At 72.8% G+C, this 23,618-nt stretch carries 20 protein-coding genes; 9 read left to right on the top strand and 11 right to left on the bottom strand.

What is annotated here, in order from left to right:
- Nucleotides 1-51 precede the first annotated feature (51 nt).
- Nucleotides 52-2,313: a transglycosylase domain-containing protein gene (locus ACFP1Z_RS25660; RefSeq protein ID WP_390319848.1), complete on the bottom strand. Its 2,262-nt coding sequence runs from the start codon at nt 2,311-2,313 to the stop codon at nt 52-54.
- Between the two features lie 384 nt (nt 2,314-2,697).
- On the opposite strand from ACFP1Z_RS25660, the gene ACFP1Z_RS25655 reads away from it, so the two are divergent.
- Nucleotides 2,698-3,033 (top strand): WhiB family transcriptional regulator, encoded by a 336-nt coding sequence (locus ACFP1Z_RS25655; protein ID WP_390319846.1) that lies wholly within the window; start codon nt 2,698-2,700, stop codon nt 3,031-3,033.
- Nucleotides 3,034-3,238: 205 nt separating this feature from the next.
- Here ACFP1Z_RS25655 and bagB read toward each other — a convergent pair whose 3' ends face one another.
- Nucleotides 3,239-4,747 carry an ATPase BagB gene (bagB, locus tag ACFP1Z_RS25650; protein ID WP_390319844.1) on the bottom strand — a complete coding sequence of 503 codons (1,509 nt, stop codon included), beginning with the start codon at nt 4,745-4,747 and terminating at the stop codon, nt 3,239-3,241.
- A 47-nt stretch (nt 4,748-4,794) separates the two neighbouring features.
- The gene (bagA, locus tag ACFP1Z_RS25645) at nt 4,795-5,784 is read right to left on the bottom strand and encodes an ATPase BagA (RefSeq protein ID WP_390319843.1); all 990 of its coding nucleotides are present in this window, start codon (nt 5,782-5,784) and stop codon (nt 4,795-4,797) included.
- A gap of 131 nt (nt 5,785-5,915) precedes the next feature.
- Here bagA and ACFP1Z_RS25640 point away from each other — a divergent pair, with 131 nt between their 5' ends.
- The 4 genes from ACFP1Z_RS25640 (at nt 5,916) to ACFP1Z_RS25625 (ending at nt 8,389) form a co-directional block, all read left to right on the top strand.
- Entirely contained in the window at nt 5,916-6,074 is a 159-nt protein-coding gene (locus ACFP1Z_RS25640; protein WP_003991873.1) for a DUF4177 domain-containing protein, read from the top strand.
- Entirely contained in the window at nt 6,071-6,535 is a 465-nt protein-coding gene (locus tag ACFP1Z_RS25635; RefSeq protein WP_390319841.1) for a RidA family protein, read from the top strand. The genes ACFP1Z_RS25640 and ACFP1Z_RS25635 overlap by 4 nt, the downstream gene beginning before the upstream one ends.
- A 133-nt stretch (nt 6,536-6,668) precedes the next feature.
- Nucleotides 6,669-7,547 carry an NUDIX hydrolase gene (locus tag ACFP1Z_RS25630; RefSeq protein ID WP_390319839.1) on the top strand — a complete coding sequence of 293 codons (879 nt, stop codon included), beginning with the start codon at nt 6,669-6,671 and terminating at the stop codon, nt 7,545-7,547.
- Entirely contained in the window at nt 7,544-8,389 is an 846-nt protein-coding gene (locus ACFP1Z_RS25625) for an MBL fold metallo-hydrolase (protein ID WP_390319837.1), read from the top strand. Before ACFP1Z_RS25630 ends, ACFP1Z_RS25625 begins: the two co-directional genes overlap by 4 nt.
- A gap of 92 nt (nt 8,390-8,481) precedes the next feature.
- On the opposite strand, the gene ACFP1Z_RS25620 is transcribed toward ACFP1Z_RS25625, so the two are convergent.
- Nucleotides 8,482-9,156 carry a Crp/Fnr family transcriptional regulator gene (locus ACFP1Z_RS25620; protein WP_004939715.1) on the bottom strand — a complete coding sequence of 225 codons (675 nt, stop codon included), beginning with the start codon at nt 9,154-9,156 and terminating at the stop codon, nt 8,482-8,484.
- 972 nt (nt 9,157-10,128) lie between these two features.
- Between ACFP1Z_RS25620 and nth the strand changes: the two genes are divergently transcribed.
- From nth to ACFP1Z_RS25605, 3 genes are all read left to right on the top strand, one after another.
- Nucleotides 10,129-10,929, top strand: a complete 801-nt coding sequence (gene nth / locus ACFP1Z_RS25615) for an endonuclease III (protein ID WP_390319836.1) — start codon at nt 10,129-10,131, stop codon at nt 10,927-10,929.
- A gap of 63 nt (nt 10,930-10,992) precedes the next feature.
- A complete protein-coding gene (locus ACFP1Z_RS25610) occupies nt 10,993-11,676 on the top strand; it encodes an NUDIX hydrolase (RefSeq protein WP_390319834.1) in 684 nt (227 codons plus the stop codon).
- 165 nt (nt 11,677-11,841) lie between these two features.
- Nucleotides 11,842-13,041, top strand: a complete 1,200-nt coding sequence (locus ACFP1Z_RS25605) for a MarP family serine protease (RefSeq protein ID WP_390319832.1) — start codon at nt 11,842-11,844, stop codon at nt 13,039-13,041.
- Nucleotides 13,042-13,103: 62 nt separating this feature from the next.
- Here the strand turns inward: ACFP1Z_RS25605 and ACFP1Z_RS25600 are convergent, their stop codons facing one another.
- The 7 genes from ACFP1Z_RS25600 to ACFP1Z_RS25570 all read right to left on the bottom strand — a co-directional run bounded on the left by ACFP1Z_RS25600 (nt 13,104) and on the right by ACFP1Z_RS25570 (nt 22,480).
- Nucleotides 13,104-13,310 (bottom strand): hypothetical protein, encoded by a 207-nt coding sequence (locus ACFP1Z_RS25600; protein ID WP_390319830.1) that lies wholly within the window; start codon nt 13,308-13,310, stop codon nt 13,104-13,106.
- Nucleotides 13,311-13,460: 150 nt separating this feature from the next.
- On the bottom strand, nt 13,461-14,486 hold the full coding sequence (locus tag ACFP1Z_RS25595; protein WP_390319829.1) for an alpha/beta fold hydrolase: 1,026 nt from the start codon (nt 14,484-14,486) through the stop codon (nt 13,461-13,463).
- Nucleotides 14,483-14,950: a phage holin family protein gene (locus ACFP1Z_RS25590; RefSeq protein WP_390319827.1), complete on the bottom strand. Its 468-nt coding sequence runs from the start codon at nt 14,948-14,950 to the stop codon at nt 14,483-14,485. Before ACFP1Z_RS25590 ends, ACFP1Z_RS25595 begins: the two co-directional genes overlap by 4 nt.
- A gap of 116 nt (nt 14,951-15,066) precedes the next feature.
- On the bottom strand, nt 15,067-16,464 hold the full coding sequence (gene nhaA, locus ACFP1Z_RS25585) for a Na+/H+ antiporter NhaA (protein ID WP_390319826.1): 1,398 nt from the start codon (nt 16,462-16,464) through the stop codon (nt 15,067-15,069).
- A gap of 212 nt (nt 16,465-16,676) precedes the next feature.
- Nucleotides 16,677-18,650, bottom strand: coding sequence for an acetate--CoA ligase (gene acs / locus ACFP1Z_RS25580; RefSeq protein WP_390319824.1), 1,974 nt, complete (start codon nt 18,648-18,650; stop codon nt 16,677-16,679).
- A 183-nt stretch (nt 18,651-18,833) separates the two neighbouring features.
- Nucleotides 18,834-21,116 (bottom strand): carbonic anhydrase, encoded by a 2,283-nt coding sequence (locus ACFP1Z_RS25575; RefSeq protein ID WP_390319822.1) that lies wholly within the window; start codon nt 21,114-21,116, stop codon nt 18,834-18,836.
- 371 nt (nt 21,117-21,487) lie between these two features.
- Complete coding sequence (locus ACFP1Z_RS25570) at nt 21,488-22,480, bottom strand: ATP-binding protein (protein WP_390319821.1); 993 nt, start codon at nt 22,478-22,480, stop codon at nt 21,488-21,490.
- 101 nt (nt 22,481-22,581) lie between these two features.
- On the opposite strand from ACFP1Z_RS25570, the gene ACFP1Z_RS25565 reads away from it, so the two are divergent.
- Nucleotides 22,582-23,403, top strand: a complete 822-nt coding sequence (locus tag ACFP1Z_RS25565) for a Fic family protein (RefSeq protein WP_390319819.1) — start codon at nt 22,582-22,584, stop codon at nt 23,401-23,403.
- Nucleotides 23,404-23,618: the final 215 nt, after the last annotated feature.

The following is a 23,618-nucleotide window of genomic DNA, read 5'->3' as shown; positions in this document are numbered from 1 at the left end:
CGGGCGCCCCTCCGTTCGTACGGCTCCGTTCGTGCGCCCCGTCCGTACGGCTCAGGCGCCGGGCGGAGTCTGCTTGCCGCCACCGGTGGCGCCGGTGCCACCGGGCTTGCCGCGCCCATGGCCGCCGCCGGTGGAACCGGAAGTTCCGGGCGCCGTCGGGTCGTTCCCCTGACTGCCCTGGTTCCCCGGGCCGCCCGCCCCGTTCTGGCCGTTCTTGCCGGTGCCGCCGTTCTTGCCGGACTTGTCAGGGGTGTCGTCCAGGCCCGCCACCGTGCCGAACGTCGGCGCCGGGCGGTCCTGCAGGGCGCCCTCCATGGCGTCGCGCCAGATGGGGCCCGGGGTGTCCGCTCCGTAGACCTTGTCGTGGTAGACGCCGCCGATGGTGATGCCCTCCATCTCGACGTCCTTGCTGCCGGCGCCGCCGACCCACACCGCGCCCGCCATGTTCGGGGTGTAGCCGACGAACCAGGCGGCCTTGCGGTTGTCGGTCGTACCGGTCTTGCCCGCGCTGTCGCGGCCGCTCAGTCCGGCCTGCTTGCCGGTGCCGTCCTCGACCACGCCCTTGAGGAGCGCGTTGACGGTGTCGGCGGTCTCCTCGGACATCGCCCGCGAGCACTGTGTCTTGGGCACCTGCAGGCTCTTGCCGTTCGGGCCGGTGGCGGAGGAGATCAGGACGGGCGTGCAGTACGTCCCGCGGTTGGCGAAGGCCGCGTACGCCGACGCCATGGCCAGCGGCGACATGCCCTCGGAACCGAGCGCGGTCGCCGGCACCTGCTTGAGCTTCTGGCCGGAAGCCGGCTTCAGGCCCAGCTTGTCGGCCATCTTCGTCATCGGGCAGGTGCCGATGTCACCGAGCAGCTGGATGAAGTAGGTGTTGACCGACTTCGCGGTCGCCTCCCGCATCCCGTACGGCCCGACCTCGCTGGTGTTCTCGTTGCTGACGGTGGAGCCCTCGCTGTTGTGCCAGGTGCCGGTGCAGGTGTCCACCGAGCTCGGGTAGGCGACGCGGTACGGCGAGGAGTACGAGCGGCTCACCGGGACGCCGTCCTCCAGCGCCGCCGCCGCGAGGACCGGCTTGAAGGTCGAACCCGTCTGGAAGCCGTACGTCGAGCCGCCCATGGAGTGGTCGGCGGAGAGGTTGATCTGCGTCTGGTTCTCACCGAAGCCGTACGGGCGCGACTGCCCCATGCCGAGCACCTTGCCGGTGCCGGGCTCGACGATCGAGACGGCCGTGGCCACCGGGTCCGTCTGGTAGACGTGCTCGGAGACGGACTTCTGCACGGACTTCTGCGTCTGCGGGTCGAGCGTCGTGCGGATCGTCAGGCCGCCCTGGTTCCAGCGCTTGGCGCGCTCCTCCTTCGTCTTGCCGAAGACGGGGTCCTGGAGGAAGACCTGCCGGACGTAGTCGCAGAAGAAGCCCGCGCCGTTGACGGCGGTGATGCAGCCGTTCTTCGGACGGCTCACCGTCAGCTTCAGCGGTTCGGCCTGGGCCGCGGCCGCCTCGGCGGGGGTGATGTGCTTGAGCTCGGCCATGCGCTGCAGCACGGTGTTGCGGCGCTTGGTGGCCTCCTTGGGCGCGATGACCGGGTCGTAGCGGCTGGGCGACTGGACGATGCCGGCCAGCAGCGCGGACTCGCTCAGGGTCAGGTCCTTGGCGTGCTTGCTGAAGTACCGCTGGGAGGCGGCCTCCACGCCGTACGACTGCTGCCCGAAGAAGGTGATGTTCAGGTAGTTGTCGAGGATGCGCTCCTTGCCGAGCTCCTTCTCGACCTGGATCGCGTACTTGAGCTCCTTGACCTTGCGGCCGAGGGTCTGCTGGGTGGCGACGGCGACCTTGTCGGGGTCGTCGCCGGCCTCCTCGATGAAGATGTTCTTCACGTACTGCTGGGTGAGGGTGGAGGCGCCCTCGGAGACGCCGCCGGAGCGCGCGTTCTTGTCGATCGCGCGCAGTACGCCCTTGAGGTCGACCGCCCCGTGCTCGTAGAAGCGCGCGTCCTCGATGGCGACGATCGCCTTCTGCATGTAGGGCGAGATCTCGTTCAGCGGCACCACCGTGCGGTCGCGCGAGTACACCTTCGCTATCTCGCCGCCCTGGGCGTCGAGGATGGTGGTGCGCTGGCTGAGCGGCGGTGTCTTCAGACTGGCGGGGATCTCGTCGAACTCCTCGACGGACGCCTTCGCCGCCAGGCCGGCCGCGCCGACCGCGGGCAGGGCCAGACCCGCCAGAACCGCTCCGGAGAGCACGCTGACACCGAGGAACTTCGCGGCCTGCCGGCTCCTGGTGGAACCCTCGCCCGAGCGCTTCATAGCCATGGGAAGAAGCCTACGTTCTCATTCGGCGGACAGACGCCCGTGTGTTCGCCTACGCTGTTTCACGCCAGTCACTGCGGTCTCAGTCGGTGTTCCCCACGCCCTCACTCTTGTGAGTGATGAGATGTGTCCTTATTGCCGTCTGTGTCAGGTGCCGCCCGCCAGAGCCGGGGTGAACTGCCCTGGTATGACGGGAAAGTCGGTGATGTCGCCAGCTCACTCTGTTGGGTGATCTGCCGCGTACGCATAGTCAGTTCGGGCCATCCAAGATTGGGCCCGAAGGGGGTGTTGCCCCCTGCCCGCCTTCCGTAACGTCCTCAACTGGCAACGGTGAATATGCCGCTGCCGCCGTGGGGGAGCCCCGATTCGGGAGAGGACGGCGCCAGCATGGGCTGGGTAACCGACTGGAGTGCGCAGGCCGCCTGCCGCACTACCGATCCGGATGAGCTATTCGTTCAAGGCGCTGCGCAGAACAGGGCCAAGGCGGTCTGCACCGGTTGCCCGGTGCGCACCGAGTGCCTGGCCGACGCGCTGGACAACCGCGTCGAGTTCGGCGTGTGGGGCGGGATGACGGAGCGCGAGCGCCGGGCGCTGCTGCGCCGCCGCCCCACGGTCACCTCCTGGCGCCGGCTCCTGGAGACCGCCCGTACCGAGTACGAGCGCGGGGCCGGACTCCTGCCGCTGGGCGACGAGGAGTACGACACCTACGCCGCTGCCGGATAGACCCCGGCGCGCCTCCCCGCGCGCTGCCGCTGCGGAACCGCAGCAGTACGTGCAGCAGTACGCATGGCAACAGCAGCCGCCCGTACCGGCCTTCGGCCCGTACGAGGCCATGCGGCCCTGCCCCTGCCACCGGCCGGCGACGCCGGGACCGCGATGCCGCCGTCTCCTGAGCGGGCCGACTCCCGGGCGCCGCCGGACTCCGCGGTCAGTCGGCCCTGCCGGTGTGCACGGCCGCCTCGGTACCGGCCTCGGTGGGCGCGCCCGCGCAGTGCTCCGCAGCCCGGGCCCCGGCGGGCGGCCGCGCGGCGATCCGCTCGCCGATCTCCCGCAGCCCCGCGAGATCGTGCACATCGCCGGGCAGGGCGGCCACTTCCGCCACCGCGACCTCCGGGTGCAGCGCGGTGAAGCGGTCGCGCGTGCGCCGCTCGCGGGCGAGCACGTGCATCCGCTCGGCGTGCAGCCGCAGCAGACCCGCGGCCAGCCGTGCCTCGGCCACGGCGGCCGACGGGGCGGTGGATTCCGACGGCGTGGTGGAGCGTGTGGATGTGGAGTGCGTGGGTGGTGCGGGGTCTGTGCCGAGGGCCGGCCGGGGGGAGCCGCTCTCGGGGGTGTCCGGGACGATGGGGGCGCCGGCGCCCGGAGTGTCAGCGTCGCCTGAGGCAGCCTGCCCGCTGTCGCGATCCACCATGCCGACGCCGTCATGATTTTCTGAGGTTTCTCCCCAGGAGCCGCCACCACCGCCCTCGGACACCGCGCTTCCCGCCCCGTCCGCGTCCTCCAGCAGCGCCTCCGCCGCCGCGAGCGCCCGGTCCGCGGGCAACTGCGCCGCCTCACTGCCGTGCACCCGGTTCAGTACGAGCCCGGCCAGCGGCATCCGCTCCTCGGCCAGCCGCTCGACGAAGTACGCCGCCTCGCGCAGTGCGTCCCGCTCCGGGGCCGCGACGACCAGGAAGGCCGTACCGGGCGCCTGCAACAGGCGATAGGTGGCGTCCGCGCGTGTACGGAAACCGCCGAACATCGTGTCCATGGCGGCCACGAAGGTCTGTACGTCCCGCAGGAGTTGGGCCCCCATGAGCTTGTTCAGCGGACCGCTCATCACCGACATGCCGACGCCCAGGAACTTCATGCCCGCCCGGCCGCCCAGTTTCGCGGGCGCCATCAGCACCTTGATGAACCTGCCGTCCAGGAACGACCCGAGGCGCCCCGGAGCGTCCAGGAAGTCCAGCGCGGAGCGGCTCGGCGGGGTGTCCACGATGATCAGGTCCCACTCGTCGCGGGCGCGCAGCTGGCCGAGCTTCTCCATGGCCATGTACTCCTGCGTGCCGGCGAAACCGGCCGACAGGGACTGGTAGAAGGGGTTCTCCAGGATCGCGCGGGCGCGCTCCTTGTCCGCGTGCGCCTCGACGATCTCGTCGAAGGTCCGCTTCATGTCCAGCATCATGGCGTGCAGTTCGCCGCCCCGGGTGCCGTCGATCCCGGGCACCGGGCGCGGCACGTTGTCCAGCTCGTCGATGCCCATGGACTGCGCGAGCCGACGGGCCGGGTCGATGGTCAGGACGACGACCTTCCGGCCGCGCTCCGCCGCCCGCAGCCCCAGCGCGGCCGCCGTCGTGGTCTTGCCGACACCGCCGGAGCCGCAGCACACCACGATCCGGGTGCGGGAGTCGTCCAGAACGGGGTCGATGTCGAGAGCGGCTGCCGTTTCCAGGCCCACAGGGTTCCCCTTACTGTCGTCCGCTGCGGCCACGCGTGCGTGCCCGCTCACTCGCACCCCTGCTTCCGCAGCGCGCGTGCCATGCGGTAGAGGCCGGCCAAGTCCACGCCGTCACCGAGCAGTTCGAGTTCGTACGTGGGCAGCCCCAGCGCCGATATCTCCGCGCGGCCCTGATGCTCCAGCGCGAGCCGCTCGGTGTGCTCGCGGGCCTGTGCCACCAGGGGGTCCACGAGCCGCTCGGCCAGGCCGGGCCGGCGCGCCCCGCCGAACCCGGTGCGCTCCAGGGCGTGCGCGAGCGACCGGGCGACGGCGGCCCGGCTGCCGTTCGCGGCGATGTCGACGTCCGCCGCGTCCAGCACCCGCGGACGGACCATGTTGACGACGACGCTGCCCACCGGCAGCCGCGCGCCCCGCAGTTCCGCGATACCGTCCACCGTCTCCTGGACGGGCATCTCCTCCAGCAGCGTCACCAAGTGCACCGCCGTCTCGGGCGACTTGAGCACCCGCATGACGGCCTGCGCCTGGTTGTGGATCGGGCCGATCCGGGCCAGCCCGGCCACCTCGTCGTTGACGTTGAGGAAGCGGGTGATGCGGCCCGTGGGCGGCGCGTCCATCACCACGTGGTCGTAGGCGAAGCGGCCCGTACGGTCCTTGCGGCGGACCGCCTCGCACGCCTTGCCCGTCAGCAGCACGTCCCGCAGACCCGGCGCGATCGTCGTCGCGAAGTCGATCGCGCCGATCTTGCGCAGCGCCCGGCCCGCGCTGCCGAGCTTGTAGAACATCTGGAGGTAGTCCAGCAGGGCCCGTTCGGCGTCGATGGCCAGCGCGAACACCTCGCCGCCACCGGGCGCGACAGCGATCTTGCGCTCCTCGTAGGGCAGCGGCTCCGTCTCGAAGAGCTGCGCGATGCCCTGTCTGCCCTCGACCTCCACCAGGAGGGTGCGTCTGCCCTCGGCGGCGAGGGCGAGTGCGAGGGCCGCGGCCACCGTGGTCTTGCCGGTTCCGCCCTTGCCGCTGACGACATGGAGCCTGCTCATGGTTCGGAGCCTAATTCCTCGGCAACGGCCGCGTGTCGTCAGGTGGCCAACCCCTCACCGCGCGGGCGGGTGCCCGGCCGCCGCGGCGGCCACGCACGGCGCTGTCGGCGCGAGGCATTACAGTCGGGCCCATGACCAAGTGGGAATACGCGACCGTGCCGCTCCTCGTGCACGCGACCAAGCAGATCCTGGACACCTGGGGCGAGGACGGCTGGGAGCTCGTCCAGGTCGTGCCGGGCCCGAACAACCCCGAGCAGCTCGTGGCCTACCTGAAGCGGGAAAAGCAGTGAGCGCTGTCGAGGACAGGCTCGCCGCGCGCGGCCTCGCGCTGCCGGAGGTCGTGCCGCCGCTGGCCGTCTACCAGCCCGCCGTGCGCAGCGGCGCGTACGTGTACACGGCCGGACAGCTGCCCATGGTCAAGGGCAGCGTCCCGGCGACCGGCAAGGTCGGCGCCGAGGTCAGCCCCGAGCAGGCCAAGGAGCTCGCCGAGGTCTGCGCGCTCAACGCGCTGGCCGCCGTGAAGTCGGTCGTCGGTGACCTCGACCGGATCGTCCGTGTGGTCAAGGTCGTCGGATTCGTCGCCTCCGCGCCGGACTTCACCGGCCAGCCGGGCGTCCTCAACGGGGCGAGCGAGCTGCTGGGCGACGTGCTCGGCGACAAGGGCGTGCACGCGCGCTCGGCCGTGGGCGTCGCGGTGCTGCCGCTGGACGCTCCCGTCGAGGTCGAGATGATCGTCGAGGTCCGGGACTGACCGTCCCGCCCGAGGGGGCCGGCGACGGGGGTCCGTCGGTACGGCCGCCGTACGTACGTCCCGGCCGCGGCCCGTTCGTCGGTCCCGGCCGCGGCCCCTCGAACATCCACGCGCGAGCACATAGCATCCGGCCATGTCGACTGTGAACGGCCAGTGGTTCCCGCCGGAGTGGGCGGAGCGGATGAGAGCGCTCGTGCATGGTGGTCTCACGCCTGTGGCCCCCCGCCGCGCCGCGACCGTGCTGCTGCTGCGCGACGGGCCCGGCGGACCCGCCGTCCACATGCTGCGCAGACGCGCCTCCATGGCCTTCGCCGGAGGCGCGTACGCGTATCCGGGCGGCTCCGTCGACCCACGGGACGCGCGCGACGTGCCCTGGGCGGGACCCTCGCCCGCCGCGTGGGCCGCCCGCCTGGGCACCGACCCCGACGCAGCGCGGGCCGTCGTCTGCGCCGCGGTCCGGGAGACCTTCGAGGAAGCGGGCGTCCTGCTGGCCGGCCCCGAGCCCGGCACCGTCGTCGCCGACACCACCGGTGAGGACTGGGAGGCCGACCGCGCCGCGCTCGTCGGCCACGAGCTGTCCTTCGCCGACCTCCTGCGCCGCCGCGGGCTCGTCCTGCGCAGCGACCTCCTGGGCGCCTGGGCGCGCTGGATCACCCCGGAGTTCGAACCGCGCCGCTACGACACCTGGTTCTTCGTCGCCGCGCTCCCGCGAGGGCAGCGCGCCGCCGGGGTCTCGGCCGAGGCCGACCGCGCCGAGTGGGTCCGTCCCGCCGACGCGGCCGCCGGCTACGACCGGGGCGAACTGCTGATGATGCCGCCGACCATCGCGACCCTGCGCGAACTCCTGCCGTACGACAGCGCGTCGGCCGCCCTGGCCGCCTCGGGTGACCGGGATCTCACCGCCGTCCTCGCCCAAGTCCGGCTCGTGGCGGACGAGATCGTGGTGAGCTGGCCGGGACACGACGAATTCACCAGGCGCATCGCCGCCGGAGCCCCGAAGGCCAGCTCATGACGCACTCAGCCGAACTGCCCGCAGAGCCCGGAGCGCCGCGCGACGGCGCCGTCGGCGGACCGGCGACCGAGCGCACCGTGTGCGTGCTCGCCCCCAACCCCTCCGCGATGACCCTCGACGGCACCAACACGTGGATCGTCTCCGAGCCTGGCTCCTCGCTCGCCGTCGTCGTCGACCCCGGCCCGCTCGACGAGGGCCATCTGCGGGCCGTCGCCGCGACGGCCGGGTCCGCGGGCAAGCGCGTCGCCCTGATCCTGCTCACGCACGGCCACCCCGACCACTGCGAGGGCGCCGCCCGCTTCGCCGAACTGACGGGCGCGCCCGTACGGGCGCTGGACCCGGCGCTGCGGCTGGGCGACGAAGGGCTCGCGGCGGGCGACGTCGTGACCACCGGCGGCCTGGAACTGCGGGTCGTCGCCGCGCCCGGCCACACGGCGGACTCGCTGTGCTTCCATCTCCCCGCCGACCGCGCGGTGTTGACCGGCGACACGGTCCTCGGGCGCGGCACCACGGTCGTCGCCCATCCCGAGGGCCGGCTCGGCGACTACCTCGACTCGCTGCGCCGGCTGCGCGCCCTGACCGTCGACGAGGGCGTGCGGACGGTCCTGCCCGGCCACGGGCCGGTGCTGGGCGACGCCCGGGGCGTCATCGAGTACTACCTCGCGCACCGGGCCAAGCGGCTGGCCCAGATCGAGACCGCCGTCGAGGCCGGATACCGCACCGCGCCGGAGGTCGTCGCACACGTCTACGCCGACGTCGACCGCGCCCTGTGGCCCGCCGCGGAACTCTCGGTGCGGGCACAGCTGGAGTACCTGGGGGAGCACGGGCTCATCGAGGAGTGAGCGGTCCCGTGGGCGGTACGGCTGTCATCTACGGGCGTACGAGCGCGAACGGCCCCCGCCATCCCGGCGGGGGCCGCTGCGTACGTCGGTGCTCAGCGCGAGCGCTTGGCGAGCCGCTCCACGTCCAGGAGGATCACCGCACGGGCCTCCAGGCGCAGCCAGCCGCGGCCCGCGAAGTCGGCCAGCGCCTTGTTGACGGTCTCGCGGGAGGCGCCGACCAGCTGGGCCAGCTCCTCCTGGGTGAGGTCGTGCACCACGTGGATGCCTTCCTCGGACTGCACGCCGAACCGGCGCGACAGGTCCAGCAGCGCCTTCGCGACGCGGCCGGGGACGTCGGAGAAGACCAGGTCCGACATCGAGTCGTTGGTGCGGCGCAGCCGGCGGGCGACGGCGCGCAGCAGGGCCGTGGCCACCTCGGGGCGGGCGTTCAGCCAGGGCTGCAGGTCGCCGTGGCCCAGGCCGAGCAGCTTGACCTCGGTCAGGGCGGTGGCGGTCGCGGTGCGCGGCCCCGGGTCGAAGAGCGACAGCTCACCGATCAGCTCGCCCGGGCCCAGGACGGCCAGCATGTTCTCGCGGCCGTCGGGGGACGTGCGGTGGAGCTTCACCTTGCCCTCGGTCACCACGTAGAGGCGGTCACCGGGGTCCCCTTCGTGGAACAGGGCGTCGCCCCTCGCGAGAGTGACCTCGCCCATGGAGGCGCGCAGCTCAGCGGCCTGCTCGTCATCGAGCGCCGCGAACAGCGGGGCGCGCCGCAGAACGTCGTCCACGAGTTCTCTCCTTGTCGACATGCACAGAGGACCGTGGTCCCCATGATGCCCGTCGGTAAAACTGTGTGATCAAACACAAGTGTCGCGCATCGTCGGCGGAAGCCCTACGGCAGGGGTCCGATCGGGCTGCGGTTTTCCCGCGCGGGGGCAGGATGTCAGTGCCGGGCTCTAGTCTGGCCGGGTGTCCAGTACGCCGGTGACAGCACAGGGCCGCGGGCCCCGGGGGTGCCCCGCCGAGGGCGGGCCGTCACCCTTCCGGGCAGGTGATTCCGCTGTGGGCGAACGCGCGTCCGTGCCGGTTGCGAAAGCCGCAAGCCGGGGCAAAGCGGATGAGTGGGTGCGGGCCGTGGTGCTGCCGGGTGCGCGGGGGCGCGGGGTGTGCGGGGCGGCGAGGATCGCGGGGGCGACGGGGTGGACCGAGGGGTGAGGACGACGAGAGTGACGAAGGCGGCGGGGTCCGCGCGAGGCGCCGGGGGCGCCGGGGGTGCCGCCCCGGCCGGGGCGGCCGGTGCCGCGAAGAAGACCGCTGCCGCGAAGAAGGCCGTGTCGGCGAAGAAGGCTGCCGCGAAGAAAGCCGTGCCGGCGAGGAAGAGCGCGGAGTCGGGCGGGTCCGCTCGGCGGGGCAAGGCTGCCGGAACGGGCGAGCCGGGCAAGGCGCGTAAGGCCGTCGAGGCGGCCGATGCGGCTGAAACCGTGACGAGCGGCCGCACTGCGGGCAGGCCCGCCGGGGCCGCCGCCTCAGCCAAGGGCAAGAAATCCGGAACTTCCGCGAAGGGCGGTAGCTCTGCGAAGACCGGCGCCTCCGTGAAGGCCGGCACCTCTGCAAAGACCGGTAGCGCCGCAAAGGCCAGCGCCTCCGTGAAGACTGGTACCTCCGCGAAGACCGGCAGTGCCGCAAAGGCCGGTACCTCCGCAAAGGCCGGCACCTCCGCAAAGACCGGAAGCGCCCGGAAAGCCGCCCCCGCGCGCGCCGTGAGCGCCCCGGGAGTCGCGGCCGCCGGCTTTGCCGGTGAATCGCGTGCCGCGCTTGTGCGGCGGGCCCGGCGGATCAACCGTGAGCTCGCCGAGGCGTATCCGTACGCCCATCCCGAGCTGGACTTCACCAATCCCTTCGAGCTCCTGGTCGCCACCGTCCTGTCCGCGCAGACCACGGACCTGCGGGTCAATCAGACGACGCCCGCGCTCTTCGCCGCGTACCCGACGCCGGAGGACATGGCCGCGGCCGACCCGGAGACGCTGGAGCAGCTGATCCGGCCCACGGGCTTCTTCCGCGCCAAGGCGAAGTCGCTGATCGGGCTGTCCGCCGCGCTGCGCGACCGGTACGGCGGCGAGGTGCCGGGCCGGCTGGAGGACCTGGTGACCCTGCCCGGCGTCGGCCGCAAGACCGCCAATGTCGTCCTCGGCAACGCCTTCGGCGTCCCCGGGGTCACTGTGGACACCCACTTCGGGCGGCTCGTCCGACGATGGAAGTGGACCGAGCAGACCGATCCGGAGAAGGTGGAGGCGGAGGTCTGCGCGCTCTTCCCGAAGAGCGAGTGGACGATGCTCTCGCACCGCATCATCTTCCACGGCCGCCGCATCTGCCACGCCCGCAAGCCGGCCTGCGGGGCCTGCCCGATCGCCCCGCTCTGCCCGTCCTACGGGGAGGGCGAGACGGACCCCGAGAAGGCCAGGAAGCTCCTGAAGTACGAGAAGGGCGGCCTGCCGGGCCAGCGGCTCAAGCCCCCGCCGGACTATCCGGGCCGCCCGGCGCCCCCGCTGGGAGGCGGGTGACCGGGCCACGGGCCGGCGGACCGCACCAGCAGCATGCACGCGCACCTGCACGAGGGGACACGCATGACGAGCACGTACGGCCGTGGGGCCGCCATCACAGCCGAGGGCCTGCCCGGGTGGCTGGAGCCGGTCGAGCGGGCCGCCCGGACGATCGAGCCGCGGCAGCTCAGCCGCTTCCTGCCGCCCGAGACGGGCGGTCGGCAGTCCGCCGTGCTCGTCCTGTTCGGCGAGGGCGCCAAGGGCCCGGAGCTGCTGCTGATGGAGCGGGCCGGGACGCTGCGCTCGCACGCCGGGCAGCCCTCGTTCCCCGGTGGCGCGCTCGACCCGGAGGACGGCGATCCGGACGGCGACGGGCTGCTGCGGGCCGCGCTGCGGGAGGCCCGGGAGGAGACCGGGCTCGACCCCGCGGGCGTGCAGATCTTCGGCGTGCTGCCCCGGCTGTACATCCCCGTGAGCGGCTTCGTCGTCACGTCCGTGCTCGGCTGGTGGCGCGAGCCCAGCCCCGTCGCCCCGGTCGACACGGGGGAGACGGCGCGGGTGTTCACGGTGCCGCTCGCCGAGCTCACCGATCCCGCGAACCGGGCGACGGCCGTGCACCCCAGCGGGCACACCGGCCCGGCCTTCCGGGTCGGGGGCGCGCTCGTATGGGGTTTCACCGCCGGTGTGATCGACCGGATCCTGCACTTCTCCGGCATGGAGCGGCCCTGGGACCGCGATCGGCGGGTCCCGCTGGACCTGCCGTCCTGACGGGCATGAGACGGTGGCCCCGGTCCCCTGAAGAACCCCGGTTCCGCACGGGACTTCGGCCGCGCCGAGGGCCGTGGACCCGGCGGCGTACCCGGCCCGTCGCGGGAGTCCGGTGCCGCGTGGCCCGGCCGACCCACTGACAACACCATTGCGAGGCATCCCCCGGTGAACGTGCTCGACATCGTGCTGCTGGCCGCCGCCGTGTGGTTCGCCGTCGTCGGCTACCGACAGGGCTTCGTCGTCGGGGTGCTCTCCGTGACCGGATTCGTCGGCGGCGGGCTGGCCGCCGTCCGGCTGCTGCCGCTGGTCTGGGACGGGGTGACCGACGGGGCGTCCCCCGGCACGGTGGCGACCGTCGCCGCGGTCGTCGTCATCATCGTGTGCGCCTCCGTCGGCCAGGCCGCCACCACCCACCTGGGCAACAAGCTCCGCCGGCACATCACCTGGTCCCCGGCGCGCGCGCTGGACGCCACCGGCGGCGCGCTCGTCAACGTCCTGGCGATGCTGCTGGTCGCCTGGCTGATCGGCGCCCTGCTCACGCAGGCGTCCCTGCCGACGTTCCGCGAGCAGGTGCGCAGCTCCCGGGTGCTGCTGGGGGTCGGACGGGTCCTGCCCGCGCAGGCGGGCACCTGGGTCGGGGACTTCCCGACCGTCCTCGCGCAGAACGGTTTCCCGCAGGTCTTCGCGCCGTTCTCCGCCGAGCCCATCACCCCCGTGCCCGCCCCCGACCCCGAACTCGCCGACAGCCCCGTCGCGCTGGCCGCGCAGCGCAGCATCGTCAAGGTCGTCGGCACGGCCACCGGCTGCGGCAAGGTCCTGGAGGGCACCGGCTTCGTCTTCGCCCGGCACCGGGTGATGACCAACGCCCACGTCGTCGGCGGGGTCGACGAGCCGACGGTGCAGATCGGCGGGCAGGGCCGGCAGTACGAGGCGAAGGTCGTGCTCTACGACTGGAAGCGCGACATCGCCGTGCTGGAGGCGCCGCAACTGGAGGCTCCCGTCCTGCGCTTCGCCGAGTCCGCCGCGCACACCGGCAAGGGCGCCATCGTCGCGGGCTTCCCCGAGAACGGCTCGTACGACGTGCGGGCCGCCCGCGTGCGCAGCCGCGTCCAGACCAACGGCCCCGACATCTACCACCGCGGCAGCGTCCGCCGCGATGTCTACTCCCTGTACACCACCGTCCGCCAGGGCAACTCCGGTGGTCCGCTGCTCACGCCGGACGGCGAGGTCTACGGGGTGGTCTTCGCCAAGTCGCTCGACGACGCGGACACCGGCTACGCCCTCACCGCCGACGAGGTCCTCCAGGACGCCGTCGACGGGCGTACGGCCACGGGCCGGGTCAGCAGCCAGGGCTGCGCGCTCTGAGCGGCCACAGGACCGTCACGGGGCCGCCAACGGGCCCGTACGCCCCGCGTGCCGCGCGGGGATCAGCGGCCGCGCGGGTGGCGCAGCCGCGCGGACACCCAGCGGGCGCGGCGGCGGATGATGCGCGGGATGCCGATCGGGTCCTGCCCGGCCGGCGGCCGGTGCTCCCCCCGCGCGGCCCTCTCGGACATCTCGCTCACAGCCAGCGCGGCATCGCTCTCGGCGGCCCGCTCCTTGGTCCCGTCACGGTAGTCGTGCGTCCAGCCCATACCGAGGTCTGTGCCCGGGGCCAAAGGTCGGTAATCGCCTGGGGGTCCGTCAATTGGCCTATGCGGCGGGCATGAACAGTTCGATGAACGGACGTTCGGCAGCGTTTTCCGGAGGGCCGCCCCGAACCGTCGGCGGCCCCTCCGGGGCGGCTAGCGGTCCGGCTCGGGGTCCTTGAGCCAGTTGACCAGTTCCGTCGAGAACGCCGCCGGGTCCTCCTCGTGCGGGAAGTGCCCGAGGCCGTCGAAGAGCCGCCAGCGGTAGGGCGCCTCCACGTACTCCCCGGAGCCCGCCGCACTGCGGGTGCGCATCACCGGATCGAGCGAACCGTGCAGGTGCAGCGTCGGCACCCGTACCGGACGCTTCATGCGCCGGTTGAACTGCAGACCGTCCGGCCGTGCCAGCGAGCGCACCATCCACCGGAACGGCTCGATCGAGCAGTGGGCCGTCGACGGGATGCACATGGCCCTGCGATAGGTCTCGACCGCCTCGTCGTCGGGCAGCCGGGGACCCGACCACTCCCGCATCAGCCGCCCCACCAGCGCGGCGTCGTCCGCGACCAGCGCGCGCTCCGGCAGCCACGGCCGCTGGAAACCCCAGACGTAGGAGCCCGCCGCGCTCTGCTTGGGGTCGGTGAGCATCGCCGAACGCCAGCGGCGCGGGTGCGGCATCGAGGAGACCGCGAGGCGGCGCACCAGTTTGGGCCGCATCACCGCGGCCGTCCACGCCAGATACCCGCCCAGCTCGTGGCCGACGAGCGCGGCGTCCGGCTCGCCGAGGGAGCGGATCACCCCGGTGATGTCCAGGGCCAGGTTCGCCGGGTCGTAGCCGCGCGGCGTACGGTCGCTGCCGCCCACCCCGCGCAGGTCCATCGCCACCGCCCGGAAGCCCGCCTCCGCGAGCGCGGGCAGCTGATGCCGCCAGGTCCACCAGAACTGCGGGAAACCGTGCAGCAGCAACACCAGCGGTCCCTCGCCCATCTCGGCGATGTGGAACCGCGCGCCGTTCGCCGCGACGTCCCGGTGCGTCCAGGGACCGTCGAGGCGGACGACCGAGGCGGGCGGCGCGAAGGAGCCGGAGGGCGCCGGGGAACCGTCCCCCTCCGGGGAACCGGCCCGCCCGGCCGGGGTCTTCGGATCGGGGAACTCGGGCGCTGCGGAAGTATCGGGCACCGTCATACGGTCGAGCGTGTCACAGATGCGTCGGCCGGGGCCGCCTCGACGGCGGAACGGGGGTGCGGCTTGACGGTGCTCAGCACGGCGGCCGTCTGCTTGGCCGAGGCGATGGACTTCTCCGGCTTGCTGATCTTCTTGAACTTGGCGACGGCCAGCAGCCCGAGCAGCGCCGCGAGCACCAGGAACGCGCCGCCGACGATCAGCAGCGACCAGGCGAGCCCGAGACCGAGATTGTGGATGCCGTACGCCGCCGCGAGACTGAGCACCGGCAGGGAGAACAGCGCCAGCGCACCGGCCGCGGCGATCGCGCCGCCGCCGAAGCCGACCCGCTTGACGTCCTGCCGCAGCTCGGCCTTGGCCAGGGCGATCTCGTCGTGCACCAGGGCGGACAGCTCCGTGGTGGCCGACGCCACCAGCTGGCCGAGGCTGCGGTCCGTACCGCTCGCACTGTCGTCGGCTGCGCTCATCGGCTGCTCCCTCATCGTCATCAGCTCTCTCGCCCACGGGCCGTGCGTCCCGCGAGTCCTGCGTGTCCTGCCGCGGATCCGCCGCGGGCCCCCGCCGGACGCGAGGACCCCTCAGATCATGCCGGACCATCCTCGCCGGTGGCGCGCCCGGCGGCGACTTCGGCCAGGCGACGGTGCTCGGCCGCCTTCGCCTCCAGCAGCGCGGCCATGCGCAGGTGGTACTCGGGGTTGCCCTGCTCGTAGATGTCGGGGATGCCGTCGTGGTCCTCGTCCCGGTCCTCCTCCTCGCACAGCCTGCGGTACTTGTTGTCGCGCAGCTTCAGCAGCACGCTCGCGACGACCGCGGCGGTCAGCGAGCCGACGAGGACGGCGGCCTTGGTCTCGTCGGTGAGCACGGTGTCGCCCTGGAAGGCGAGTTCGCCGATGAGCAGGGAGACGGTGAAGCCGATGCCCGCGAGCGTGGCGACGGCCAGGACGTCGGGCCACTTGAGGTCGGGATTGAGCTCGGCCCTGGTGAAGCGGGCCGTCAGCCAGGTGCCGCCGAAGACGCCCACGGCCTTGCCGACCACCAGGCCGAGGAAGACGCCGAGCGTCTCGGGCTTGTGGAAGATGTCCGACAGCGCGCCGCCGGATATCGCGACGCCCGCGGAGAACAGCGCGAACAGCGGCACGGCCAGTCCGGCCGAGACGGGCCGGACCAGGTGCTCGATGTGCTCACCGGGGGAGTGCGCCTCGCCCTCGCGGCGGGTGCAGCGCAGCATCAGCCCCATGGCGACTCCGGCGATCGTCGCGTGGACGCCGCTGTTGTACATCAGCGCCCAGTTGACGACCGCCAGGGGTATGTAGACGTACCAGCCGCGCACCCCCTTGCGCAGCAGCAGCCAGAAGACGGCCAGGCCCACCACGGCCAGACCCAGGGCGAGGAAGTTCAGCTTCGACGTGAAGAAGATCGCGATGATGAGGATCGCGAAGAGGTCGTCGACGACGGCGAGGGTCAGCAGGAACGCGCGCAGCGCGGACGGCAGCGAGGTGCCGATGACCGCGAGGACGGCCAGCGCGAAGGCGATGTCGGTGGCTGTGGGCACGGCCCAGCCCGCCGTCGAGCCTCCCCCGCTCGTCGCGACCGTGAAGTAGACGACCGCGGGCGTCACCATGCCCGCGATGGCCGCGACGACCGGGAGCAGGGCCGCCTTCGGGTCGCGCAGTTCGCCGGCGACCAGCTCCCGCTTGAGCTCGATGCCCGCGACGAAGAAGAAGACCGCCAGCAGGCCGTCGGCCGCCCAGTGCTGCACCGAGAGGTTCAGCCCGAGGGAGCCGGGGCCGAAGTGGAAGGAGCTGACCGCCTTGTAGCTGTCGCGCAGTGGGGTGTTCGCCCAGACCAGCGCGACGACGGCGGCCACGAGCAGGAGCACGCCGCCGACGGTCTCGGTACGCAGGGCGTCCGCGAGGTAGTTCCGTTCCGGCAGCGAGAGCCGGCCGAGGAAGACGGAACGGCGGTTCTTGGGCGCTGCCACGGCGGGGGACCTCCTGGGAACTGGGTACACGTGTGCTGTGTGCCGACCAGACTTCCCGGCGCGCCTCTGATTCTTGTCGCGATTTTTACGCCGCGGGTACTTACTTTAACCAGAAAGAGTGAAGGGCGCCCGGCGTGCCGCCGGGCGCCCTTCCTGTACGCGGGTACGGAGGAGGTCTCTCCGTCAGGTCGTTCCCCGCCTCGTTCCCCGCCTCAGTCCTCGCTGGGGGCCTGGGGGAGCTGGGCCTGGATGAGGTCCATGACCGAGGAGTCGGTGAGTGTGGTGACGTCTCCGAGGGTGCGGTTTTCGGCCACGTCCCGCAGGAGGCGGCGCATGATCTTGCCGGAGCGGGTCTTGGGCAGTTCGGCGACCGGGAGGATCCGCTTGGGCTTGGCGATCGGGCCGAGCTGCCTGGCGACGTGCGCCCGCAGCTCCTCGGCCAGGGCGGTCTCGTCGCCCTGCTCCGCCGCGTCGCCCCGCAGGATGACGAAGGCGCAGATCGCCTGGGTGGTCTGCGGGTCGGTGGCGCCGACGACGGCGGCCTCGGCGACCTTGGGGTGCGCGACGAGCGCGGACTCGACCTCGGTGGTGGAGATGTTGTGCCCGGAGACGAGCATGACGTCGTCGACGCGGCCCAGCAGCCAGATGTCCCCGTCGTCGTCCTTCTTCGCGCCGTCGCCCGCGAAGTACCGGTGCTCGAAACGGGACCAGTAGGTGTCGATGTAGCGCTGGTCGTCGCCCCAGATCGTGCGCAGCATCGAGGGCCAGGGCTCGGTGAGGACGAGGTAGCCGCCCGAGCCGTCGGGAACCTCGCGGGCCTCGTCGTCGACGACGGTGGCGGCGATGCCGGGCAGCGGGCGCTGGGCGGAGCCGGGCTTGGTGGTGGTGACGCCCGGCAGGGGGCTGATCATGATGCTGCCGGTCTCGGTCTGCCACCAGGTGTCGACGACCGGCGTGGTGCCGCCGCCGATGTGCTCGCGGTACCAGATCCAGGCCTCGGGGTTGATGGGCTCGCCGACGGAGCCGAGCAGGCGCAGGCTGGACAGGTCGTGCTTGGCGGGGATGTCGTCGCCCCACTTCATGGCGGCGCGGATCGCGGTGGGCGCGGTGTACAGGACGGTCACCCCGTACTTGTGGACGATCTCCCACCAGCGGCCCCGGTGCGGGGTGTCGGGGGTGCCCTCGTAGAGGACTTCGGTCGCGCCGTTGCTGAGGGGGCCGTAGACGATGTACGAGTGGCCGGTGACCCAGCCGACGTCGGCGGTGCACCAGAAGACGTCGCTCTCGGGCTTGAGGTCGAAGACGGCGTGGTGGGTGTAGGAGACCTGGGTGAGGTAGCCGCCGGTGGTGTGCAGGATGCCCTTGGGCTTCCCGGTGGTGCCCGAGGTGTAGAGGATGAACAGCGGGTGCTCGGCGTCGAAGGCCCGCGGGGTGTGCTGCTCGGGCTGGCGGCCGGTCAGCTCGTGCCACCACACGTCGCGGCCCTCGGTCCAGGCGGCGGGCTCCTGGCCGGTGCGGCGTACGACGACCACGCTGCGGACGTTCTCGGTGCCCGGGCGGGTGAGGGCCTCGTCGACCGCGGGCTTGAGCGCGGAGGGCTTGCCGCGCCGGTAGCCGCCGTCGGCGGTGATGACCACGCGGGCGTCGGCGTCCTGGATGCGGGTGGCGAGCGCGTCGGCGGAGAAGCCGCCGAAGACGACCGAGTGCGGGGCGCCGATCCGGGCGCAGGCCAGCATCGTGATGACGGCCTCGGGGATCATCGGCAGATAGACCGCCACCCGGTCACCGGCCTCGACCCCCAGCTCCGTCAGGGCGTTGGCGGCCTTGCACACCTCACGCTGCAGCTCGGCGTAGGTGATCGTGCGGGTGTCGCCGGGCTCGCCCTCGAAGTGGATCGCCACCCGGTCCCCGAGGCCGTTCTCGACGTGCCGGTCGACGCAGTTGTACGCGACGTTGAGCCGGCCGTCGGCGAACCACCGGGCGAACGGCGGCCTCGACCAGTCCAGCGTCTCGGTGGGCTCCTGCTCCCAGCTCAGCCGGCGGGCCTGCGCGGCCCAGAAGCCCAGCCGGTCAGCCTTCGCCTGCTCGTACGCCTCCGCGGTGACGTTGGCACTGGCGGCCAGGGCGGCAGGCGGTGCGAAGCGGCGCTCCTCCTTAAGAAGGTTGGCCAGGCTCTCGTTGCTCACGACATCTCCCTTTCCCGGGCTGCGCGTTGGGTGCGGGCCCTAGCTCACCAGCCCGGGGCGGGCCCTGACAAGGGTTGTCCGAAATAATTGGTTTAGACCTCCCTGGAGGGAGAGTTGTACGAGGTCGCGCGGGGTGGCGCGGCATGCGGAACGCGCCGGTCCGCGCCCGGTGCCCGGGGGCCGTCACACGCCGCCGAGGACCTCGGGCCGTACCGCCGCGAACGTGCGCGACGCCCGGTCCAGTACGTACGCCTGCGCCTCGGCGACGTGGAAGTACATCCCGTGCAGCCGCAGCGAGCCCTCGGCCACCCGGCGGGCGACGCAGGCGTGGGCCATCAGATGGTCGAGCTGCTGCACCACATTGACGAGCGCGAGCCGTTCGAGGTCGTCGGCGACGGGACGGTCGGCCAGGGCCACCTCCCCGCGGCCGAGCCGCCCGATCCGCTGCATCCGGGCCAGCGTGGGCCGGCCGTGCGCGAGCCAGCGCGCGAGCGGCGTCCCGGCGCGGTCCGGCTCCTGCCCGGCGGAGGACAGCAGGGCCTGCATCGCCCCGCACCCGGAGTGCCCGCACACCGTGATGCTGCCGACCCGCAGCACCTCCACCGCGTACTCCACGGCGGCCGCCACGGAGTCGCAGGCGGTGTCGGCGCCCGGCGGCGGCATCAGATTGCCGACATTGCGCACGGTGAACAGATCACCCGGACCGCTGGAGGTGATCATGCTGGTGACCAGCCGGGAGTCGGCGCAGGTCAGGAAGAGCTGGGTCGGCCGCTGGCCCTCGCGGGCGAGACGCGCGAGCTCGTCGCGCACCAGCGGGGCCGTGTCGCGCTGGAACGCCCCGACCCCGCCGAGGAGTTGCTGCGTCACCCCGTCGTGCGGCGCGGTGGGGCGGGTGCAGCGGTGGTCGCGCCACGGCGTCCACGGGCGGCAGACATGGCTGCTCGCGGGCTCGGCGACCGGCTGCCTGCGCGCCCCCCGGAGCGTCACCCAACCCCCTCGCGCGCGATGGGCGTTGGACCAGGACTGCAGGGTGTCGTACGCGGCGTGGTCCATGACCGCGCCGCCCAGCTCGACCACGGCGTTCGCCCCCTCCGGCACCTGCGCGAGCGCCCGGCTCAGCCGGGGGATGGCGAGATAGGTCAACTGCCCGCTGACGCGCACCGCATGGCGGCCGTCCGCCTCCTCGACGGTGATCCGCGTGTGCGCCAGCCGCCGCAGCGACAGGAACGCGGTGACCGCGACCCCGACCGCCACCCCCTGCAGGATGCCGAGCAGCACCACTGCCGCGAACGTGGCCGCGTACAGCGGGAACTCCCGGTGCCGGCGTACGTGCCTGATGCGGGCGAAGCACGCCATCCGCACGCCGGCCGTCATCACCAGCGCGGCCGGCGCGGCCAGCGGGATCCGCTCCAGGACGGCCGTGAACAGCGCCGTGCAGGCCAGCACCCACGCGCCGTGCGGCACACGGGACGCGCGGCCGCCCTCCGCCCTGCGGGCGCCGGCCACGGGCAGGCCGCCCAGCAGCCCGGACAGCACCTCCGCCGCCCCCTGCCCGGCGAGCTCCCGGTCCAGGCGGGCGGGCCGCCCCGGGACGTCGGGCCGGTCCGCCCGCAGCCGCTCCGCCGCCACCGCCGCCAGCAGCCACTCCAGGCTCGCCACGAGCGTGACCGTCAGCACCGCGGCCGCGATGCCGAGGACCGGGCCGTCCGGCAGCACGGGCAGTGCCCGCAACTCCCCGTGCGGCAGCGAGATCCGGGGAGCGGGAAGAGCCGTGCTCGCGGCCGTCGCCAACCCGACGGCCGCGAGCGGCGCCGGAACCGTACGGGCCCGCTGCCCCGCCCGGCCCGGCAGTCTCCGCCACCCGAGCAGCACGGTCACCGTGACCGCGCCGATCGCGACGGCGCCCGCGTGCGGATGGAGCAACTCGCCGGGCAGACCGGCGAGATGGTCCGGCACGGAGTCGCCCGGGCTGCCGCCCAGCACGACACGCACCTGGGCGAGCGCGATCGTGACACCGATCCCGGCGAGCATCCCGCGCACCACCGCCGGGCTGACGGCCAGCGCGCCGCGAGCCACCCGCCCGGCGCCCAGGGCGAGTTGGGCGAGGCCGGCGAGGGCGACGACCGTGCAGGCGGCCGCCCAGCCGTACCGCTGCACGAGCTCGGCGGTCACCAGCACGAGCCCGGTGGCGATGCCGCCGATCCGCGGGGGAGCGCCGCCCAGCAGCGCGGCGACGACGCCGCCGATGCCCGCCGCGACCAGCCCGGCCTGCAGCGGCGCTCCGGTGGCCAGCGCGACGCCCAGCGACAGGGGAACGGCCGCGAGGACGACGGCCGCTGAGGCGAGCAGATCCCGGCGCCCCGCGGCCGGAGCCGCCGCGTGCCGGTCCTGCTGCGGGGGGCTCTCGGGGGCGGCCGGCGGAGCCGGATCCGGTCGGTGGTGCGCGTGCGTCGGCTGAGCATGCATGGTCGTTCCCGTCTTCGTCGGGGCGGCGCGGCCGGGGAGAGGGGCGGCCGTGGTCACGGCGGGCAGCGGCGGGAGCGGCTGCGTGGAGGGAGGGATCTCAACTCGCGGTAAATGGAGCGTAATGGAGAGTAAAGGGGGCGGGGAAGAGCGAGTCGTCGAATAGGCGCACACCTCACTCCAGTGAGTGAATAAGCGTGTTTATTGGCCCTGTTGTCGTCGCCCGTCGTCGTGTTCGCCCCGGGCGCCTCGGGAATCGCTCCCGGAACACCGTGCGGAGGCCAGGGGGTTGGCGGGACCGGGCGATATCGGCGCGGGCGCGGCAAAGGGCGGCCGGGAGCCGTGCCCCTGCCGCCCGGGAAACGAGGGAGTGATCAGACGGGCTGCGGTGCGGCCGCCGCCCGCTCGTCGAGGACGAACGCCGGGTCCACCTGGGCCGCCAGGTCGGCGCCCGTCTTCGCGTTGCCCCAGCTCTCCGCGTTCTTGAGGTGGAAGTGCACCATCTGGCGTGTGTAGCGCCGCCAGTCGCGGCGGCTGTAGGTGTCGTCCACCGCCTCGCGCAGGGTGCGCAGGGCCGCGTGGTGGAACTCCTCCAGCAGGCCGAAGCGCGGCGGGCGCCCCTTCTCCATCGCGCGCACCCACTCGGAGTGGCCGAACGCGACGAGCAGGTCGTCACCGGCCTCCTCGCGCAGGAAGCCGAGATCGTCGTCCCCCCGCACCTTGTTGCCCACCACCTTCAGGCCGACGCCGAAGCCCCGCGCGTACTCCTTGTACTGGCGGTAGACCGAGACTCCCTTGCGGGTGGGCTCGGCGACCAGGAACGTCATGTCGAAGCGGGTGAACATGCCGGACGCGAAGGAGTCGCTGCCCGCCGTCATGTCGACCACGACGTACTCGCCCGGCCCGTCCACGAGGTGGTTCAGGAACAGTTCGACCGCGCCGACCTTCGAGTGGTAGCAGGCGACCCCGAGATCGGCGTCGGTGAAAGGACCCGTGACCATCAGCCGGGCCGAGTCGCCCTCGTCCAGGGCGACGGTCCTGGCGCACGCAGCGTAGACAGGATTGTCCTCGCACACCCGCAACAGCCGTGAACCCTCTCCGGGCGGCGTCGTCTTGATCATGGTGGCGGCGGAGCTGATACGGGGGTTGCTGCCGCGCAGACAGTCCTTGATCAAAGGGAGTTGGGCCCCCATCGCGGGCAGCGCGGCGGCCTCGTCCTCGGCCAGTCCCAGTGCCGTCCCGAGGTGCTGGTTGATATCGGCGTCCACGGCGACGACGGGTGCCCCGGCGGCGGCGAGATGGCGGACGAACAGGGAGGACAGCGTGGTCTTGCCGCTGCCGCCCTTCCCTACGAAAGCGATCTTCATGTTCGCGAAGCGTAGGGTGACGGCTGCGCGGGATGAGAGCCGAGCGTGAAGAAAACCACTCCTTCGAGGGGTGTGAAGCCGAAGTGCGTACTGTCTTACCCATGAGTACGAGTGCCGATCCGCTTGCCGCCCTGGCCACGCTCCCCGGCGTCGCCGACTCCGTCGACTCCGTGCGCAAGGCGGTGGACCGGATCTACGGACACCGGGTGATGCGCCGCCGCAGCAACGAGATCACCTCCGAGGCCGCGCTGCGCGGCGCACGGGCTTCCGCCGCGCTGTACGGCGCCGACTGGGCTCTGGAAGAGGTGCGCCGGCGCTCGGACTTCAGTGGCGAGGGCGAGCCGCGCACCGTGGGAGCGGCCCTGCGGCTGACCGCCGAGGCCGGACAGCTGCTGAGCGTCTGGCGGCAGTCGCCGCTGCGGGTGCTGGCCCGGCTGCACCTGGTGGCGGCGGGCGGCGAGCGGCCCGACGAGGCGGTGGGGCGGCCGCGGCTCGCGGGTGAGACGGCCGAGGAGCCGCTCACCTCGGCACCCCTGCCGGACGCCGCCGAGGTGGCGGGGCGGCTGGAGGGGCTGGCCGGTCTGCTGATCGCGGGCAGCGAGGCACCCGCCCTGGTGACGGCCGCCGTGGTGCACGGCGAACTCCTCGCGCTGCGCCCCTTCGGCTCGCACAACGGACTGATCGCCCGGGCCGCAGAGCGGATCGTGCTGGTCGGCAGCGGGCTGGACCCGAAGTCGGTCTGCCCGGCGGAGGTGGGGCACGCCGAACTGGGCCCGGCGGCCTGCGCGGAGGCGCTCGACGGCTATGTCTCCGGGACCGCGGAGGGCGTCGCCGCGTGGATCGCGCACTGCGGGCGCGCGGTCGAACTCGGCGTACGGGAGAGCACCGCCGTGTGCGAGGCGCTGCAACGAGGGGCCGCCTGAGGCGGAACGCCCGCAGGAGGCGGGGAAATCGTGGGGAACTGCGGGGGAGACGGTCCCGGCAGAGTTGCGGCGGCACCGGTCAAGTCCAGTACCGCCGCTGGCACGTTCGCCGAGTTACCATGCGTGCACGAAATGCGCCCATCAGGTCGGGGTCTCTGCCCGTCCTGGTGCGGCTGGCCCGTAATCGACGGGTCGGCGTCGCGTGGGTGCCCGAC

This window comes from Streptomyces gamaensis, from assembly GCF_042656465.1.
GTDB lineage: Bacteria > Actinomycetota > Actinomycetes > Streptomycetales > Streptomycetaceae > Streptomyces > Streptomyces gamaensis.
Note: the sequence above shows the minus strand (reverse complement) of the source record. Positions and strands in the feature narration are given on the sequence as shown.